13 protein-coding genes are annotated in these 19,540 nt (G+C 63.1%); 8 read left to right on the top strand and 5 right to left on the bottom strand.

Features of this window, described 5'->3' with window-relative positions:
• Positions 1 to 100: 100 nt before the first annotated feature.
• Positions 101 to 1,318: an NAD(P)/FAD-dependent oxidoreductase gene (locus J5J09_RS04030; RefSeq protein WP_208553033.1), complete on the bottom strand. Its 1,218-nt coding sequence runs from the start codon at positions 1,316 to 1,318 to the stop codon at positions 101 to 103.
• An 87-nt stretch (positions 1,319 to 1,405) separates the two neighbouring features.
• Here J5J09_RS04030 and J5J09_RS04025 point away from each other — a divergent pair, with 87 nt between their 5' ends.
• The 5 genes from J5J09_RS04025 (at position 1,406) to edd (ending at position 8,363) form a co-directional block, all read left to right on the top strand.
• Entirely contained in the window at positions 1,406 to 2,842 is a 1,437-nt protein-coding gene (locus J5J09_RS04025) for a glutamine synthetase family protein (RefSeq protein WP_208548406.1), read from the top strand.
• 23 nt (positions 2,843 to 2,865) lie between these two features.
• Positions 2,866 to 4,152 carry an FAD-binding oxidoreductase gene (locus J5J09_RS04020; RefSeq protein WP_208548405.1) on the top strand — a complete coding sequence of 429 codons (1,287 nt, stop codon included), beginning with the start codon at positions 2,866 to 2,868 and terminating at the stop codon, positions 4,150 to 4,152.
• A gap of 96 nt (positions 4,153 to 4,248) precedes the next feature.
• On the top strand, positions 4,249 to 5,721 hold the full coding sequence (zwf, locus tag J5J09_RS04015; RefSeq protein WP_208548404.1) for a glucose-6-phosphate dehydrogenase: 1,473 nt from the start codon (positions 4,249 to 4,251) through the stop codon (positions 5,719 to 5,721).
• Between the two features lie 7 nt (positions 5,722 to 5,728).
• Positions 5,729 to 6,427, top strand: coding sequence for a 6-phosphogluconolactonase (gene pgl / locus J5J09_RS04010; protein WP_208548403.1), 699 nt, complete (start codon positions 5,729 to 5,731; stop codon positions 6,425 to 6,427).
• A 118-nt stretch (positions 6,428 to 6,545) separates the two neighbouring features.
• The gene (edd, locus tag J5J09_RS04005; protein WP_208548402.1) at positions 6,546 to 8,363 is read left to right on the top strand and encodes a phosphogluconate dehydratase; all 1,818 of its coding nucleotides are present in this window, start codon (positions 6,546 to 6,548) and stop codon (positions 8,361 to 8,363) included.
• 132 nt (positions 8,364 to 8,495) lie between these two features.
• Here the strand turns inward: edd and J5J09_RS04000 are convergent, their stop codons facing one another.
• Together J5J09_RS04000 and J5J09_RS03995 are read right to left on the bottom strand one after the other, a co-directional pair.
• Complete coding sequence (locus tag J5J09_RS04000; RefSeq protein WP_208548401.1) at positions 8,496 to 13,043, bottom strand: hypothetical protein; 4,548 nt, start codon at positions 13,041 to 13,043, stop codon at positions 8,496 to 8,498.
• A gap of 589 nt (positions 13,044 to 13,632) precedes the next feature.
• Positions 13,633 to 14,457: an SDR family oxidoreductase gene (locus J5J09_RS03995; RefSeq protein WP_208548400.1), complete on the bottom strand. Its 825-nt coding sequence runs from the start codon at positions 14,455 to 14,457 to the stop codon at positions 13,633 to 13,635.
• A gap of 107 nt (positions 14,458 to 14,564) precedes the next feature.
• On the opposite strand from J5J09_RS03995, the gene J5J09_RS03990 reads away from it, so the two are divergent.
• The gene (locus J5J09_RS03990) at positions 14,565 to 14,930 is read left to right on the top strand and encodes a helix-turn-helix domain-containing protein (RefSeq protein ID WP_208548399.1); all 366 of its coding nucleotides are present in this window, start codon (positions 14,565 to 14,567) and stop codon (positions 14,928 to 14,930) included.
• A 68-nt stretch (positions 14,931 to 14,998) separates the two neighbouring features.
• On the opposite strand, the gene J5J09_RS03985 is transcribed toward J5J09_RS03990, so the two are convergent.
• Entirely contained in the window at positions 14,999 to 16,204 is a 1,206-nt protein-coding gene (locus J5J09_RS03985; protein WP_208548398.1) for an MFS transporter, read from the bottom strand.
• Positions 16,205 to 16,288: 84 nt separating this feature from the next.
• On the opposite strand from J5J09_RS03985, the gene J5J09_RS03980 reads away from it, so the two are divergent.
• Entirely contained in the window at positions 16,289 to 17,278 is a 990-nt protein-coding gene (locus J5J09_RS03980; protein ID WP_208548397.1) for an AraC family transcriptional regulator, read from the top strand.
• Positions 17,279 to 17,284: 6 nt separating this feature from the next.
• On the opposite strand, the gene J5J09_RS03975 is transcribed toward J5J09_RS03980, so the two are convergent.
• Complete coding sequence (locus J5J09_RS03975) at positions 17,285 to 18,586, bottom strand: aspartate aminotransferase family protein (protein ID WP_208548396.1); 1,302 nt, start codon at positions 18,584 to 18,586, stop codon at positions 17,285 to 17,287.
• Between the two features lie 94 nt (positions 18,587 to 18,680).
• On the opposite strand from J5J09_RS03975, the gene J5J09_RS03970 reads away from it, so the two are divergent.
• Entirely contained in the window at positions 18,681 to 19,529 is an 849-nt protein-coding gene (locus J5J09_RS03970) for a LysR family transcriptional regulator (RefSeq protein ID WP_208548395.1), read from the top strand.
• The last annotated feature ends 11 nt before the right edge of the window (positions 19,530 to 19,540 follow it).

Raw genomic sequence — 19,540 nt, 5'->3', positions numbered from 1 at the left:
TTGTAAAGCCGGAATTCCTAAAGGTCGCAGGCTCGCTTAAAACGATTAAATTTGATTAAATATCGCACGTCCGGGTTGGCACGCCAGTGCGCCGGAACGGTCAGGCGGCAAGGCCGGCAACGTATCCCGATGCCCAGGCCCATTGGAAGTTATAACCGCCGAGCCAGCCGGTCACATCGACGCATTCGCCGACGAAGTAGAGGCCTTGAACCGCCTTCGCCGCCATTGTCTTCTGGTCCAGATGGTCGGTGTCGATGCCGCCCAGCGTCACCTCCGCGGTCCGGTAACCTTCCGAGCCCGCCGGTTTGATGCGCCAGTCCTTCAACGATTGGCCGAGCGCCTCGAGTGCCTTGTCCGGCAGGTCGGCGAGCGGACGCGTCAGGCCATGCTTCTCCGTCCAATATTGCGCAAGCCGCTTCGGCAGGTACTGCGCAAGAACGGTCTGGACTGCCTGGCGGCCGTTCTCGCGCTTGGCCGTCTTCAGCAGGGCCGCGAAATCGATGGCCGGCTCGACGGCCACGGCGATTTCGTCGCCTTCGCGCCAGTAGCTCGATATCTGCAGGATCGACGGTCCCGAGAGCCCACGATGGGTGAGTAGCAGGGCTTCGCGGAAGGCGGTCCTGCCATGGCGGACCTCCGCATCTACCGCAACCCCCGACAGATCGGAGAGCTCCGACAGAAGCGCGGGATCGAGCGTCAGCGGCACCAGGCCCGGCCGCGTTTCCGTAACAGCGAGACCGAACTGTTCGGCGAGGCGGTAGGCGAGACCGGTCGCGCCCATCTTCGGGATCGACTTGCCGCCCGTTGCCACGACAAGGCTTTCGGCCCGGATTTTCCCCTCCGACGTCACCACCTCGAAACCGGCGGCAGTCTTTTCCACGGCATCTACCGAGACGCCGAGCCTGAGCGCCACGCCAGCGGCCTTCATCTCGTCGGTCAGCATCCGGATGATGTCCTTGGCGCTCACGTCACAGAACAATTGTCCCAGCGTCTTCTCGTGCCAGGCGATGCCGTGGCTGTCGACCATGGCGATGAAATCGGCGGGCGTATAGCGGGCAAGCGCCGAGCGGGCGAAATGCGGGTTGTTCGAGAGGTAATTCTTCGGCCCGGCATGGATATTGGTGAAGTTGCACCGGCCGCCGCCTGAGATGCGGATCTTCTCGCCCGGAGCCTTCGCGTGGTCGATGACAAGCACCCGGCGGCCGCGCCGTCCGGCGGCGATCGCGCACATCATGCCCGCGGCACCGGCGCCAAGAATAATCACGTCATAGGTCTGCAACGAAGCTGTCTCGCACTGTTCCACGCCTTCTTTTTTCATGGCTGCGGCAAAGTCAATCGGCTCTCCCCCCTCGCCAAGCGGCAAAGTCCGGCTATGATGGGCCATTCAACAACCAACTGGTGAGACATGCCTCCAAAGAAGAATATGCTCAGACCCAAAGGCGCGGCATCCAAGAAGGCATCCATCCCCCCAGACATCCAGCACACCCGTGGCGTCAATACCTGGAAGGAAGCCGCCACCTGGCTTCGCGCCCGCGGCATCGAGGACATCGAGTGCATCACCCCCGACCTCGCCGGGGTTCCGCGCGGCAAGATGATGCCGTCGTCGAAATTCACCTCCAACACCTCGCTGGCGCTGCCCTCGGCGCTCTATCGCCACACGATATCGGGCGAATACCCTGATGAAACCGAGAACTTTCGCTACGAACCGCGCGACAGCGACCTGAAGCTCGTGCCTGACCTTTCGACGCTGTCAGTCGTTCCCTGGGAAACGGATCCAACGGCGCAGGTCATCTGCGACATCGTCAATGTCGATGGCGAAAACGTCTCCTATACGCCGCGCAACGTTTTGAAAAACGTGCTGCGCCTCTATGACGAAAAGGGCTGGAAGCCGGTCGTCGCGCCGGAGATCGAGTTCTATCTCGTCGCCATGAACGACGATCCCGATTACCCGCTGCACCCGCCGAAGGGCCGTTCGGGCCGTTCGATCGTCGGCGGACAGGGTTATTCGATCGCTGGCATCAACGAGTTCGACGAGTTGATCGACGACATCTACCACTTCTCCGAAAAGCAGGGCCTCGAGATCGACACCCTGATCCACGAGGAAGGACCGGCGCAGCTCGAAATCAACCTGCGTCACGGCAATCCGATCGAGCTTGCCGACCAGGTCTTCCTGTTCAAGCGCACGATCCGCGAGGCCGCGCTGAAGCACGGCATCTACGCCACCTTCATGGCCAAGCCGATGCAGGGTCAGCCGGGATCGGCGATGCACATCCACCAGTCGGTGGTCGATGCCAAAACGGGGAAGAACATCTTTTCCAACCCCGACGGCTCGCCTTCGCAGGAGTTTTTCCACTTCATCGGCGGCATGCAGAAATATGTCCCGGGCGCGTTGGTCATGCTGGCGCCCTACGTCAATTCCTATCGCCGCCTGACGCCCGACATGGCCGCCCCGGTCAACAATGCCTGGGGCTACGACAACCGGACGACGGCCTTCCGCGTCCCGGTGTCGGATGCCGCGGCCCGGCGCGTCGAAAACCGGTTGCCGAGTTCCGATGCCAATCCCTATCTCGCCCTTGCAGCCTCGCTTGCCTGTGGCTATCTGGGGATTATCAAGCAGATCGAACCGACGGCGGCGGCGGAGGGCTCGGCCAACGAAGGATCGGTCGATCTGCCGCGCGGGCTGCTGGAGGCCGTCGCTCTGATGGAAGCCGAGGAGGATTTCAACGAGGTCTTCGGCAAGGAGTTCATCGGCCTTTATGCCGGCGTCAAACGGGGGGAATTCGAGACCTTCATGCAGGTGATCAGCCCGTGGGAGCGGGAATTCCTGCTTCTGAACGTCTGAACCGCATTCAAGGAGATCCCCTCATGGCTTGGCAAAGCCCCATCGCGCCAGGAATTTCCTGGTATCAGGAGTCTGTTGGCGAGCGGCCGGACTATCCGGCCCTCGACGGGTCGAAACAGGTGTCCGTCGCCATCATCGGCGGCGGCTTCACCGGATTGCAGGCGGCCTATGGGCTGGCGAAGGCCGGCGTCTCGGTCGTGGTGATCGAGGGATGCCGCATCGGCGATGGCGCCTCGGGCCGCAATGGCGGCCAGCTCGGCACCGGCCAGCGCTGGTATCCGGACGAACTCGAAGACGATCTCGGCTTCGAACGCTCCAAGGCGCTCTTCGATCTCGCGGAACACGCCAAGCAGCACCTGCTCGACTTTTCGGCCGAACACGGCATCGACATGGATTTCCTGCCGGGCCAGCTCAATGTCTCGCACAAGGCTGGATACGAGAAGGAGTACCGCGCGTCCGTCGAGGCGATCACGACCCGCTATGGCTACCAGCACATGACCTTCATGGACAGGGAAGAGACGGCCGAGCGGGTCGGCTCGCGGCGCTTCCATTTCGGCACCCGCGACACCGGCACCGGCCATATCCATCCGCTGAAGTTGGTCGTCGGGCTGGCGAAGGCGGCAAAGGCGGCCGGCGCCGAAGTCTTCGAGATGACCAAGGCGAAGTCGATCCGCCAGTCCGGCGGCAAGACGATGATCGAGACCGCCACCGGCACCATCACCGCCGACCGGGTGCTGATCGCCACCAACGCCTATATCGAGAACCTGGAGCCGGTCATGGCGGCGCATGTCATGCCGATCCGCTCCTTCATCGCCGCGACCGAACCGCTCGACAAATTCCCGAGCGTCATTCCAGGCTCCGAAGCGCTCGCCGATTCGCGCTTCGTCGTGCGCTACTGGCGCAAGACACGCGACGGACGGCTGCTGTTCGGCGGCCGCGAGGCCTATACATCCGACACGCCGCGCGACATTTCCGAGCACATCCGCCGGCAGATCACCGAGATCTACCCGGAGCTCAAGGACATCACGATCAGCCACGGCTGGGGCGGCTCCGTCGGCATTACCCTGCCGCGCAAGCCGTTCGCCCGCGAGGTGATGCCCGGCGTCACGGCGATCGGCGGCTATTCCGGCCACGGTGTGATGCTCTCCAACTACTGCGGAAAGCTTTACGCCGACGCCGTCCTGGGCGGCTCGGCCGAACTCGACCTGATCAAGGACCTCAAGGTTCCCGCCTTCCCCGGCGGCGCCAGCCTTCGCAAGCCTTTGCTGTTTCTCGCGCTGACCTGGTACGCGCTGAAAGATCGGCTCTGAGGGTGGGCGCAGCCATTTTGCTGCGCTGCCCACTGGCTTTTTTAAATCGATTAGATTACAACACCCAACAACACTGCGGATAAGGAAAGGCCTGTCATGAGCAGCCAGATCATTCCCGTCGAGGCGTTCGATTACGTGGTCTTCGGAGCCACGGGCGACCTCGCAGAGCGCAAGCTCCTGCCGGCGCTCTATCATCGCCAGCTTGCGGGACAACTGACGGAACCGACCCGGATCATCGGCGCCTCGCGCACCCCGATGACGGATGAGGAGTTCCGGGATTTTGCGCGCAAGGCGCTGAAGGAATTCCTGAAGAAGGACGAGTGGGACGACGGCCAGATCAACACCTTTGCCGGTCGCCTGCACTATGTCGCCGTCGATGCCAAGGACGACAAGGGCTGGGACGAGCTCAAGAAGCTGCTCGATACCGGCAAGGACCTCGTGCGAGCCTTCTACCTCGCCGTCTCGCCATCGATCTTCGGCGACATCGCCGAGAAGATCCGCGACCACAAGCTGATCACCAAGTCGACCCGCATCGTCGTCGAGAAGCCGATCGGCCGCGACCTCGCCTCGGCGCAGACCTTGAACGATACGATCGGCAAGGTGTTCAAGGAAGAGCAGATCTTCCGCATCGACCACTATCTCGGCAAGGAGACGGTGCAGAACCTGATGGCGCTCAGGTTCGCCAACGCGCTCTACGAGCCGCTGTGGAACTCCGCCCATATCGACCACGTGCAGATCACGGTGGCCGAATCGGTCGGGCTCGAAGGCCGCGTCAGCTACTACGACAAGGCCGGCGCGCTGCGCGACATGGTGCAGAACCACATCCTGCAGTTGCTCTGCCTCGTCGCCATGGAGCCGCCTGCTTCCATGGAGGCGGAAGCCGTGCGTGACGAGAAGCTCAAGGTTCTGCGCTCGCTGAAGCCGATCGTCGATGGCGATGTCGAAAAGCTCACCGTGCGCGGCCAGTACCGCGCCGGCGCCTCGGCCGGCGGCCCGGTCAGCGGCTACCTGGAGGAACTCGGCAGTCCCTCGGACACCGAAACCTTCGTCGCCATCAAGGCCGAGATCAACAACTGGCGCTGGGCCGGCGTGCCCTTCTATCTGCGCACCGGAAAACGTCTCGCGAGCCGCATGTCGGAGATCGTCGTCTCGTTCAAGCCGATCCCGCATTCGATCTTCGACGAGGCTGCCGGCCGCGTCGTCGCCAACCAGCTCGTCATCCGCCTGCAGCCCGACGAGGGCGTCAAGCAGTGGCTGATGATCAAGGACCCCGGCCCGGGCGGCATGCGGCTTCGCCACGTGTCGCTCGACATGAGCTTCGCCCAGGCCTTCGACGTGCGCAATCCGGACGCCTACGAGCGGCTCTTGATGGACGTCATCCGCTCCAACCAGACGCTGTTCATGCGCCGCGACGAGGTCGAGGCGGCGTGGAAGTGGATCGACCCGATCCTGAAAGGCTGGGAGCAGACCGGCCAGAAGACCCAGGGCTACACATCCGGCACCTGGGGTCCGAGCCAGGCCATCGCGCTGATCGAGCGGGATGGCCGCACCTGGCACGAAAACGACTGAGGCCCAGATGACCAGCCGCTTCCACAGCTTTTCCGACCGGGCGACCCTCGCCAGCACGCTTGCCGAGACCGTCGCGGCGGCGCTGAGAAGCGGCATCCAGGCCCGGGGGACGGCGACGCTCGCCGTCTCCGGCGGCTCGACGCCAAAGGGCTTCTTCGAGGCGCTTTCGGATCTGGAGCTTGCCTGGGACAAGGTGACGATCACCCTCGTCGACGAGCGCTTCGTGCCGGCCGACAATGCCCGGTCGAACCACCTTCTGGTCGCCACGCATCTGCTGAAGAACAAGGCGGCTTCGGCAAACTTCCTGCCGCTCTACCGTGACACCGCGACCGCTGGCGAGGCGGCGGAAGCCGTGACCGCCGGGCTCGACGCTCTCGCGCTGCCGTTCGACGTCGTCATTCTCGGCATGGGCACCGACGGCCACACGGCCTCGTTCTTCCCCGGCGGCGATCATCTGGCGCAATCGCTGGACCTTACGCTGCCCCGGCGCGTTCTCACCATGGAGGCAGACGGCGCCGGCGAACCCCGCCTCACCTTCTCCTTCTCGGCGTTGCATGACGCGCGCCTTCTCGCGCTGCACATCGAGGGCGCGGAGAAGAAGACCGTTCTCGACGCGGCCCTTGCCGGAACCGACGAATCCGAACTGCCGGTCCGCGCCCCGCTCAACCGGGCGGCGACGCCGGTCGACATCTACTGGGCGCCATAAAGCGCCCGCGACCTGCCGCAGGCTTTGCGGTATATTAGAACGCGGAGAGGAACGTCCGGCCAAGCCACCGGGCGCATGCCCCGCGAGCCCAACGTGAGATCCCAAGGAGGACATGGACATGGCCGCCGACCGCCGCATCGAAGAGATCACGCGCCGCATCGTCGAGCGCTCCAAAGCCACCCGCGAGCCCTATCTCGACCGCGTGCGCCGCGCGGCGTCGAAGGGCGTGCACCGCTCGGTGCTCTCCTGCGGCAACCTCGCGCACGGCTTCGCGGTCTGTTCCCCCGCCGAGAAGGATGCGCTCTCGGGCGACACCATCCCGAACCTCGGCATCATCACCTCCTATAACGACATGCTCTCGGCCCACCAGCCGTTCGAGACCTATCCGGCGATGATCCGCGAGGCGGCCCGGGAAGCGGGCGGCGTGGCGCAGGTCGCGGGCGGCGTACCCGCCATGTGCGACGGCGTCACCCAGGGCCAGCCGGGCATGGAGCTCTCGCTCTTTTCCCGCGACGTGATCGCCATGGCGGCCGGCATCGGCCTTTCCCACAACATGTTCGACGCGGCCGTCTATCTCGGCGTCTGCGACAAGATCGTGCCCGGCCTCGTGATCGCCGCGCTCACCTTCGGCCACCTGCCGACGATCTTCATTCCCGCCGGCCCCATGACCTCGGGCCTGCCGAACGACGAAAAGACCCGCGTGCGCCAGCTCTATGCGGAAGGCAAGGTCGGCCGCGCCGAGCTTCTGGAAGCCGAATCGAAGTCCTATCACGGCCCCGGCACCTGCACCTTCTACGGCACCGCCAATTCCAACCAGATGCTGATGGAGATCATGGGCCTGCACACGCCCGGCGCCTCCTTCATCAATCCGAACACGCCGCTGCGCGATGCGCTGACGAAGGAAGCCGCCAAGCGCGCGCTTGCGATCACCGCCCAGGGCAACGAGTTCACCCCCGTCGGCGAGATGATCGACGAGCGCTCGGTGGTGAACGGCGTCGTCGGCCTGCATGCCACTGGTGGATCGACCAACCACACGCTGCACCTCGTCGCCATGGCGCGCGCGGCCGGCATACAGCTCACCTGGCAGGACATTTCCAACCTCTCCGACGTGGTGCCGCTGCTCGCCCGCGTCTATCCGAACGGGCTTGCCGACGTGAACCATTTCCATGCCGCAGGCGGCATGGGCTTCCTGATCAAGCAGCTCCTGAAGGCGGGCTATGTGCACGACGACGTGCGCACCGTCTGGGGCCAGGGTCTCGCCGCCTATGCCATCGATCCCAAGCTCGGCGAGGACGGCAATGTCGTCCGCGAGCCCAGCCCGGAGGAAAGCGGCAATCCGAAGGTTCTGGCCAAGGTCGAGGAGCCCTTCCAGCCGACGGGGGGCCTCAAGATGCTGGCCGGCAATCTCGGCCGCGCCGTCATCAAGATCTCCGCCGTCAAGCCGGAGCGCCACGAGATCGTCGCGCCCGCCGTCGTCTTCCACGACCAGGAAGAGCTGCAGGCCGCCTTCAAGGCCGGCAAGCTCGACCGCGATTTCGTCGCGATCGTGCGCTTCCAGGGCCCGAAGTCAAACGGCATGCCGGAACTGCACCGCCTGACGACCCCCCTCGGCGTGCTGCAGGATCGCGGACACAAAGTGGCGCTCGTCACCGACGGCCGCATGTCCGGCGCGTCGGGCAAGATCCCGGCGGCGATCCACCTGACCCCCGAAGCCGTCGACGGCGGCCCGATCGCCAAAATCAAGGACGGCGACATGATCCGCCTCGACGCCACCAGCGGCACGCTGGAAGTCATGGTCGACGCCACCGAATTCGCACAGCGGACACCAGTGATGCCCGATCTCTCGGGGAATGAATACGGGATGGGACGGGAATTGTTCGCGCCGCTCAGGCGGGTGGCGGGGCCGGCGGATCAGGGGGCGAGTGTGTTGTATTGAGGGGTGTGGGGTGCGCAGTTCGAACGTGCGCCCCCGGTACATACGCCTGTCTAATCTTGGTGGACTAGAAGCTCTTTTCGCCGAACGGCCGGATTGCTCCGTCGAACACGACGTTCAGGTAAGCCTTTGGCTTCACCCGATAGCAGACGTTCCGGCATTGTTATCGAGAACGGCCCCTTCTCGCCCAATTGGCGGCCAAGGGCGACCGGTTGAGATATCGGGATGACGTGGCTCGGTATCAATACCGTCATACTCGTCTCGCAGTTCGTCTATCATTTCGAGGCATAGCACTGCAAAAGAAGCTATTTCCGTCTGATCTGACACAGACAGCTTAAATAACGCACGGCGCAGCGCCGTGGCATCGACCGGTACCAACTCATATGCGTTCCCATCCGGGCTGACAGGGTCCTTTCGATAGGTTAGCTCCATCAACGTGCTATGAAGCTGCTGCTTTGCGGCTGCCCGACCGACGGGGTCGTTTACCAACGCTAGAAATGAGTTGGTGCTTCCGAACTCTGAAATCACTGCCGCCAGGAACGCCTTCTGGGAATCATTTGTTGCCTCTTTGAAGTGTGCGATCAACTGTTTCTCACCCTCGCGCGTTTCTTTCATTAATGCCGCTACTTCGCCCGGCAGCTGATATCCGCCAGACTTTACGGCATCCGCGTTGCCAAACCTGCCCGCCGCAACGGCCTCCAGCAGTTCAAGAGAGCCTTGGCCCCATTGCGCGACAAGGGCACGGTACCAATCGTATTCGCGAAGAAGACCAGGTTCTTTCTCTGCCAATAGTGAAAGCACCTCAATTGCGCCTTCCCCCGGCATTTTGCCGATAGCCTGTAGAAGGCCTCTCAGATGCCATGGTCTCACTTGCCGAAAACCGGCTTGGATCGACTCCAGAGCGTCGAGAACCTTGAGCGGGTTATCGGAGAATGGGAATAGCTTGAGCCACTTGAATACTTCAGAGTTATCGTTACCCATCAGCCATGACTGCGTCTCGGCTTCCTCAAATAGCTGATGCAAACCTTTCATCAAGCTGTCGGCTTCGACAATTAGGCCGCCAACTACCATTCGCGTCATCAGGTCAAGCTTTGCTCGAGCCGGAATATTCGTTGCGACTAAACCCTCAAGCAATTCTTTCTTGTTGCCATGAGGCATCGTGACCGCAACGCCAGCCAATGCAGCAGCCTTAGAAAGTTGGGGAGTGTCGGAATCACTAGAGATAATTTTGGTCGCAGCCGACAATATCGCTTCGGCGGCGTCCGTCGTTGCCGTCGGATTTGCTTCGCGCCTTGCAAGGTTCGCGAGCGCAAGACCGAAATCTGGCCAAGATCGAAATGGTTTAATATCCTTTTCTCCCCCAGCGACCGCCTTGTCCCAAATTTGCCTCAGCGCTACAGCGGCTTCCTGGGAGAAATCAGGATCGTCGAGGTATTCAACAAGCAAATCTTTGACCTCTTCGGTACCAATGGCGGCAAGTGCGTCGCGATACGTCCACGTGTAGGAATGTGAAACATCCGTGGGAATGCTTCCCCTTTGCCTGTTCGTGCGCCATCTCTCTTTTGCTGCGCGCCAGCGCGTCAAATCTTCATTCAACATCCTCGAAATAGGCACAAATTGCGCAGGGTCCGGCAACCGCTTCATAGCCCGCACCACCTCATCGAAGTGATGACGCGTTGCGGTCGATGAGGAAAGCAGGCTCTCGGCCCATTTGTTCATCACCGCAACCACGTGCGTTCGCAGTTCAGCGTCTAAAATGAGTTCGCCTTGATTGGGATCTCCACCATGTCGGGCCACGAGGCGACCAAGCTCCGCAATTATATCTGCATCGCTTTCATCGCCGAAGGAACAGATTGCTTTAAAAAATGCTGGTGGACGTGTCACAGCAATCAAGTCCTGTTGTGACCGCAGTCGCTCGTATTCACCTTGTGCGGGACGCCGGTCCAACGCTTTGATATCCATCCAGCGTCGGATGCACTCTTCCACCATGGCTCTTATGGTGCGCGAGCCGACAACGCGTGCCGCTTCCTTTCGCCGTTCCTGATCAACTTCATCCTTCAGAACCACTTGTGCAATTGGTCCCTCGTCTTGGTCCGGAACGGTCGTCAAAAAGTCGTCAGGTCGCCAAGGCAGCGGCAGCCCTTTTGCAAGGCGCTGTCTCATCGCCTCTCCCACTGCGCTAGGTAATCTCTCTTGAGCGCGGGAAAGTGACGATCCAGCATTGTCGGCTTTGAAGTCAAATTCAGGGGTAGCAAGTAATTCAGTTACACGATCAGGCGGCACCGGTTCTAATCCTACCAACGCGGCCAGTGTTCGCTCGGGTCGCGCCGTTTCGTTAAGTAGCTCATCTTCAATAGCTCGAAGTCGTGCTGCTATCTCTGGGTCGGAAATTTCTCGCGCGTATCCACGCGCAGCCACATGCTTCCAGACGTCATTGCTGCCAGATCGCAGCAATTCCAATGCCTGCCGCTCTGCGAGGCGGAACATCAATGCATCAAAGACGTCGTTTTGAACTTTGGTGCTGTCATCTCGTTTAGCCAGATCGGCGACCAATTCGAGAGCGTATATATCGCCCTCATAGGCGAGCCCGGACAGAAGGCGCTCGCGGGTCGCCTCATCCAATGAGGTGAGGCTACGCTGTAGATGGTCGCCAAGGACACTTATTTTGAAACGTGTGCCTGTACGGAGCGCGGGCAATTGGACTTGCGAGTCACTGCTTGTCACAAGCGGCCAAATGTCATCGGCAAACTCCGGCCGTCCGGTGGCGACCATGAAACTCAGGCCACGATCCACTCGGCCCGGTCGATGCCATTGTCGCGCGAATGATTGTATTGCTTCACCAACTTTGTCCCACACACCTGACGCACTGCGAGCAAGAATCGCCGCCGCAAACAGTGGATCGATCTGAAGGCAGGTTGTAATGGCAGTGGCAACTGCTGCAACGCCGTCATTGTCTCGGCGAGACAACCTTTCAGCAGCGAAGAGTACCGCCTCTTCCCATGCCGGGTTGTTGAGAACTGCTATTGCAAATTCGTCCGTTAAGCCCAGTCCCGTTCGGTGAGCATCCAGCATCTGCCTCTCGACTTCGTGTGAGGCATACCATTCCTGAAATTGCTGGTGCTGGAAAGAAACTCCCGACGAAGCGGTGCTTTCCAGGGTGTGCGTATTTACCAATACCTCCAGTACCAATTTCGGCTGGTGAACTGACGAGAGTTGGCCATCTTCAACCAGACGATCTTCAACGGTCTTCACCACGGAGAACGCCTTCGCCTCTGCTATGGTCGTATTCGCTGCAATCGTGGCTTCTACCGCCAATCCTTCAAGTATTTTCGAATGCTGTCCATGCAGCTCTTGGTCGAGTATCTCGGCACGCTCAGGCACACTTTCGTGCTTTTCGACAAAGCGTCGAAGAATTTCCTCCTTTGTTTCCGGTAACCCATTGTCCCCGGAGACCTCGATGAGGACGCTCAAATACAGTGGGATACCTGTCAGATCGCGCAAGCCAGTCGTGCGCCAAGCATGGTCGAGCACTTTCTCGCCCACATGTCCCTTGAGCGCCCGAGCAACGACCAATTGCTGTTCTTCGGAAAGCGGGCGGATTCGTACCTGTGGCCCTCTGACCGGTACCTCACGGGCTTGCTGCCTCGTACTCATGCACACCAGCAAAAGTGGATAGTCGCGGCGAAGCCCTTTTAGCTGGTTTAGAAGCTTCTTGCGTCCTTCACCCTCCAGCTCGTTCCATCCATCGAGCAATAAGGCGAGCTCGCCGTGATGAGCGAGGAACTTCAGGTGTTCTGGGCGGATGCCGAGGAATGCATTCCTGTTGGCCGTCCAAGCAAATATATCCCCGCCATCATATGCCCATTCCGCTAGTGGGATCAGTAAGGGAATAGGGCCGCCTTCATTGAGCTTCCTGCCGAGCTGGACAAGCGTGGTGCTCTTGCCGGTTCCGGGAGGAGCCACAATAGACACCTCTCCGGCGGCCTGTAATGCCGGGCCTAGCCGATCAACATCGAAAATGCCGGATTTGTCGTGGGGCAGCTGGGCCTCCAAGCTCAGCTTTACCGTGTGTACCGGCCATTCAGGGAGGGATTCAAAGGCGTCGAGATGCTTCGATACTGATTCTTGCAAACGCCGCTTTACATTGAGCAGGTCATCTTCCGCCGGAAGGGACAGAGAGGCTGCCAACTCCTTGAGTTCTTCAATCAGTTCAGGGCCGAGATTGACCGTCCGGGCTAAACCTCCTGTCGTGAGTTGCTCAAAGGCTCGTGCCTCGGCATCCCGCTTCCACTGGCGCAACATTGCGACGGTGAAATGTTCCTCGTCATGGTCAATTTGATGGGCGTGATCACGGCACAACCAAATACCGTTTGAAAAGCTGCGCCGCTCTTCGGAACTAAGCGATGCATCGTATCGTGGGCCGCCAGCCGACGCTGCCGTGATATGAGCCGCCTCTCCCAATTTGACGACCCCATCGGATCCCTTTTTGGGCCCGACTGTCGGCTTCGGACAGCCCGGTTTCGAGCATAGCCACCCCACCCTCTGGGCGAGCAGAAGTTTGGTTCTTTCTGAAAAGTCGTTGCCGTTGCGACCCATGATGCTACGCATGATCGTTAAGCTGAGAATCGTCGCATTCTGGGCGCAGAGCAAGCCCCAGTCTAGTTGGTTGAATGACTGCTTCAAATTCTGACACTGAAGGCAGTCGGGCCGCTCCGGGCTCATTCCCTCGACAGAATCCTTTCATGGCACTGTGATCGGTTTCGACAGCTTCTTTTCCGGCTCGCCGTTGGGCTCGACTGGCTCCTAGCAGGTGGCGGGTTGGTTTCGCTCGCGGAACTGCACGCCTCAACCTGTTGGCCGCTGCGGCGGTTCAATCTGCCTGCGGCGCTGGTGGTCGCTCAGACAGGCGAAGATTGTGTCAGCGGGGGAGACGGGAAGTGGGTATCCCGCGCGGCATTTCATCATGATCCCGGCAGACCGAAGCAATTCGCGAAACAGCTGCGCGGATGATTGCCCGCTATGGCAACTGAAGGAAAGGCCGACCGTCAGCTCCCACTGCCGATAGTCGCGCATGCTGGGATCACGCAGATCCAAAACGGCAGCTTACTGGCTAGCGCTTCCTAGTAGCGGCCCCATCCGGAGACGGCCACATCTGAGTTCGTTATCCTCTGTGCAACTTTTGTAAGTAAACGTTTGTCATTTTGCGTCGTCGCCGGCTGTTTGCTCCCATTCGCGCATCAGAGCCCCTTGCTGGTGGCGAAAGAGTCTTCACTCACCCTCCCACCCCATACCGCCCCGCCGGCCGCGCATCGAACACCGACTCCAGCATCCTGCCCGATAGCCCGAGATACTCCTCCAGCAGGGAGATATCGTGGAGCGAGGGGGCGGTGATGGGTTCGCCCTGGTCGAGGCCCGCTAGCGCCGCATCGACGCAGTCTTCCGTCGTCATGACGATGCTCTCCGGCAGCGCTTCCAGCGCGTCGCCGCCGGCGACCTCCCAGCCTTCGGAGATGACAGCGCCCGGCAGGACGAGCTGGACGCGCACCGCCGTGCCCTCCACCTCCTGCTGCAGGGCGCGGGTGAAGAGGAAGACATAGGCCTTGGTGGCGCCGTAGACGGGGATGCCGGGATAGGGGCTGAAGCCGGCGCCCGAGCCGATATTGACGAGCGTTCCCGCGTCGCGCCGCCTGAACGCGGTGAGTGCTGCCTTGGAGAGCAGCGTCAGCGCCGTGATGTTGAGCGCGATCATGCCGCCGATGGTGTCGGCGGGCGTCTCGGTCAGCGGTTTCAGCGCCGAAAAGCCGGCATTGTTGACAAGCAGCGAGACGGAGGCGTCGGTCGCCAGCCGGTGCTCCACCGACGCGACGCCGTCCTGCGTCGCGAGGTCGGCGACCAGCACCTCGGCGTTCACCGAAAACCGCGCCTTCAGCTCGCCTGCCAGCGCCTCCAGCCGGTCGCGGCGGCGGGCGACGAGGATGAGGTCGTGACCGCGCGCGGCGAGCCTTTCGGAATAGACCCGGCCGATGCCGGAGGATGCGCCTGTGACGATGGCCGTGCCCAGTGTGTAGGCGGATGTGGCGGGGCGGGGCTGTGTCATGTCGATCTCCAGGGTTTATGACGGAAAGCATGGACAAGAGGTATATCTTGTGTACTAGGTGTCAATTACGCACTTGAAGTAGCCCAGGTATCGCCGAGGAAACCGCCATGCCCTACACGGAAGACCAGGTCATCGAAACTTTGCCGTCGGTGCGGCCGGTTCTGGAGCAGATCGCGCACAAGTGGTCGATCCTGATCCTCACCTTCCTCTGCCAGGAGCCGAAGCGGTTCAATGCGCTGAAGCGCCGGATGGACGGGATCACGCAGAAGGCGCTGACGGAGGCGCTCAGGCGGCTGGAGCGCAACGGCCTGATCGAGCGCACGGTGACGATCACCTCGCCGATCGCGGTGGAATATTCGATCACGCCGCTCGGCCGGACATTGCAGGACCCGTTCCTGGCGCTCTACGACTGGGCGCTCGATCATCAGGCCGACCTCAAAAAGGCGCAGGCCCGCTTCGACAACCGGTCTTGAGCCACCCGACACGAAATGGGCGGAGGTCGAAACCCCCGCCCCTGATGTCGTCGTTATCGAGCCGTGCCTCAGGCGGCAGCCGCCACCGGCTCCCGTGTCCGCACGCCGAGCATGATGCTGACGGCGGCGAGCAGCAGCACGGCGCCGCTGGCGGCGATCGTGCCGGTGCCGCCGGCGAGGTCGAAGATGAGACCGCCGAAGCCGGCGCCGAGCGCGATGGCAAGCTGGATCGAGGCGACGAAGAGGCCGCCAGCGCTTTCGGCCTCGTCGGGAATGCTCCGCGCGATCCAGCTTGACCAGGCAACCGGGATGCCGCCGAACAGCATGCCCCAGAGCACCGTGCCGACGATATCCGTCAGCGGCGACGCACCGATGCCGACCATGACAAGCCCCAGCGTGCCCATCAAGAGCGGCACGAGCACCAGCGTCAGCCGCAGGCTCTTCGCCACCATGCGGCCGGCGAGGAAGGTGCCGAGGAAGTTGGCGATACCGAAGCCGAGCAGGATCGACGAGATCGCCTCGACCGTAAAGCCACTGCCGGTTTCAAGATAGGCGCGCAGATAGGTGAAGAAGATGAAGTGGCCGGCAAAGACCAGGAGCACGGCGACCATGCCGAGCCCGGTGCCCGGCCGCATCAGCACCTCGACCATGGTGCTTAGCTTCGCGCTCGAGGCGGGGCGCATGGACGGCAGGCTGCGCCATTGCATGGCGAAGGCGACGAGCCCCAGCAGCGAGGCGAGCAGGAAGACGCCGCGCCAGCCGACGATGTCGCCGAGGAAACTGCCGAGCGGGGCGGCGAAGACGGTCGCGGCGGAGACACCGCTCATCAGCACCGCGATCGCCTTCGGCACCAGCGCCGGCGGTACGAGCCGCATGGTCACGGCGGTCGAAAGCGCCCAGAAGCTGCCGAGCGCCACGCCAAGCAGCATGCGGCCGAGCAGCAGCAGCGGCAGGCTTGGCGCGAAGGCGACGAGCAGGTTGGAGACGATCAGAGCGAGGGAAAAGCCCATCAGCAGGTGCCGGCGGTCGGCGGTGCGGGCGGCGGTGGCGATCAGCAGGCCGGCGAGGAAGCCGAAGACGGCGGTCATGGTGACGGCCTGTCCGGCGGCGCCCTCGCTGATCGAGAGGTCGGCGGCGATCGGGGTGAGCAGGCTGGCGGGAAGGAATTCTGCCGCCACCAGGCTGAAGGCGCCGAGCGTCATCGAGGCGACGGCGGCCCAGGCGGGCGCCCTCGCCGCGCTCTCGTCGGCGGCTGTTGTGGTGTTGGAAAGCATCGGTGTTGTCCTTTGGATCGGGAGGAAAAGACGGGACAACAAGTAGACTGGACGGGCCGGACTTTCTATGTCACAAAATCCTTCATGCTTGATCGTCCGTCCGGAAATGCTTCGTCAAACGCACCGCTCGACACCGATCTGGTGAGCGAGCTCCTGCTCGGCATGCGTCTCGTCGGCGTCGATTACCGCCGCGTCGAGCTCTCGCCGCCGTTTTCCTATGCCTTCGGCGAGGGCGATGCGCGGGCGAAATTCCTGTTCGTGGCGCGCGGCGTCGTCGTGCTGCGCTCTCCGTCCGGCGTGCTGCACAGGATGACGGCCGGCGATGCGGCACTCCTGCCACGCGGGGGCCTGCATCTTCTCGGCTCGTCGGAGGACCTGTCGCAGCCCTGCGCCGATCTCGGCAAGCTCAGCAAATCGCCGCTCTGCACGCTGGTGAGCGAGATCAAGGCCTGCGACGACTTCGCCTGCCCGCCCGCCGACCGCGTGCTGCTGTTCTCCGCCTGCATGGATTTCGATCTCGGCAGCATGCATCCGCTGATCTCGATGATGCCGGAGGTGATGCGGGTCGACACGCTGGTCAACCGCTATCCGGAAATCCTGCCGATGCTGGAGGCCATGGCGCGCGAGGCCCGCGACGGACGCGCCGGTTATGCCGGCATCCTCGCCCGGCTCGCCGACGTGGTCGCCGCCTCGATCGTGCGGGCCTGGGTGGAATGCGGCTGCGGCGACGCCACCGGCTGGATCGCGGCCCTTCGTGATCCCAAGCTCGGCCGCGTGCTGGTGGCGCTCCACCGCGAACCGGGCCGCACCTGGACCCTTGCCGAGCTCGCGCGGCAGATGGGTGTCTCCCGCTCCGTCTTCGCCGAACGCTTCGTCGCCGCCACCGGCATACCGCCGCTGCGCTACCTGACCGAAATGCGCATGCGGCTCGCCGCCCAATGGATCGCCCGCGATGGCGTTCCGGTGGAAACGGCGGCGCTGAGGCTCGGTTACGGCTCGCAGGCCGCCTTCAGCCGCGCCTTCAAGCGCGTCGTCGGCTATCCCCCGAGCCGCACGCCAGCGGCTGCCGCCTGAAATTTTTCATACCGACTGGGCGATCGCCTGCCCCAGGATCTCGACGCCCATGTCGATCTCTTCGTCCGATACGGTGAGCGGCGGGGCGATGCGGAAGACGCCGCCCATGCCCGGCAGTTGCACGATGTTCATCGACAGCCCCAGTTCCATGCAGCGGCTGGTGATGCGCCCGCCAAGCTCCGGCGCCGGCGTCTTCGTCTGCCGGTCGGCGACGATCTCCATGCCGAGCAGCAGGCCCCGGCCGCGCACGTCGCCGATGCAGTCGAACCGCTGCTGCAGCGATCGCAGCCCGTCGGCCAGCCGCGCGCCGGCCTCCACCGCGCGGTTCACCAGGCGATCGCGCTCGACGATCTCCAGCACCTTCAGCCCCACCGCCGCCGGCAGCGGGTCGGAGACATGCGTCGTATAAAACAGGAACTTGCGCTCGTGGCAGCGCTGTTCGATCTCCGCCGTGGTCATCACGGCCGAGAGCGGCAGGCCGGCGCCGAGCGTCTTCGACAGCGTCAGGATGTCGGGCGTCACGCCGTCGCGCTGGCAGGCAAACATCAGGCCGGTGCGGCCGATGCCGGTCTGCGCCTCGTCGAGGATCAGCAGCATGCCGCGCTCCTCGCATTTCTGCTTCAGCGCCGCCAGATAGCCGGTCGGCAGTTCGATAATGCCGCCGGAGCTCAGGATCGGCTCGGCGATGAAGGCGGCGAGATTGCCTGTGGACTGCTGGTCGATCAGCGCGAAGGCATAGTCGAGCTCGGCCCGCCAGTCGGGCGCGCCGTTCTTCTCGAAGGCCGGACGATAGGCGTTCGGCACCGGAATGGCGAAGGAGCCCACCGTCGGCGGGCCGTAGCCCTTGCGACCGTGGCTGTAGGTGGCGGACGCCGCCGCCGCCGTCATGCCGTGCCAGGACTGGGCGAAGCTCACCACTTCCCAGCCGCCGGTCACGAGCTTGGCCATGCGCAGCGCCGCCTCGTTGGCCTCGCCGCCTGTCGTCAGCAGCATGGTGCGTTCGAGGCCGCCAGGCGCGACCCGCGCCAGTTCCGCCGCCAGCTCCACCACCGGACGGCTCAGCATGCCGGAAAAGAGATGGTCGAGATTGCGGACATGGTGCGAGACCACCTCGACAATTTCCGGATGCCCGTGACCCAGTATCGCGCTCATCTGGCCCGAGGTGAAATCGAGGATCGCACGGCCGTCGGCGTCGTAGACGAAGCTGCCCTCGGCCCGCTCGACGATCATGCGCTCGAAGGTTCCGCCATAGCGGATCAGGTGCTTGTCGGCCTTGGCCCAGAAATCCGCATCGGCGTTCTTGCTCATGAAATCCATCCCGGTTGGTGACATGGCGCCAGACTATGGACAGCTTGCTCCTCATGGTAGCTTATAGTTCTGAGCCGAGACTTCAGGAAAACTTATGCCAGTCCAACTCGACATCGATCTCCTGCGCTGCTTTTCCATCGTCGCGGAAACCGGCACGCTCAGCCGGGCGGCGGAACGCGTCGGCCGCAGCCAGGCGGCCGTCAGCATGCAGATGAAGCGGCTGGAGGAGATCGTCGGCCAGACGCTGCTCAACCGCTCCGGTCGCGGGGTCTCGCTCACCGTGCATGGCGAGCGCCTGCTCACCCATGCGAAGCGCATCCTGCGCTCGCATGACGACGCGCTCGCCGAGCTTTCGGGCCGCAGCCTCGCAGGCACGCTGCGTTTCGGCTGCCCGGACGATTATGCCGACGCCTTCCTGCCGCCTCTCCTGCGCAGCTTCGCCGAATTGCACCCGCAGGCCTTCATCGAGGTGGTCTGCGCCTCGACGCCGAGGCTTCTGGCCCAGCTCGAGCGCAAGGGGCTCGAGCTCGCGCTCACCTCCGTGCCGCTTGCGCCGGAGCGCTCGGTGCTGCGCCATGAGGATATCGTCTGGGTCGGGGCGCGGGACGGCGGCCAGTCTTCCGGGCCGCTGCGGCTGGCGCTCGGGGATCCTGACACGCTCGACCATCGCGCCGCGATCGCCACGCTGGAGCGGATCGGCCGGCCCTACCAGCTCGCCTATGCGAGCGGCAGCCTCGCCGGCCTGCTCGCCGTCGTTCGCTCCGGCCAGGCGATCGCGGTGCTGACCCGCGCCGCCGTGCCCGACGACCTCGCCATCCTCTCCGGCAACGGCCTACCCCAACTGCCGACCATCGGCCTTACCGTGCGCATGGACGACCAGCGCGCCTCGCCAATCACAAGGGCGTTCGCGCAGCACATCCGCGCGATGCTGCCAACGCTTTGAGACCATGGCGA

Source organism: Ciceribacter sp. L1K22, assembly GCF_017599385.1.
Classification (GTDB): domain Bacteria; phylum Pseudomonadota; class Alphaproteobacteria; order Rhizobiales; family Rhizobiaceae; genus Allorhizobium.
The sequence above is the reverse complement of the archived record's forward strand: the minus strand, read 5'-3'. Positions and strand labels throughout refer to the sequence as shown.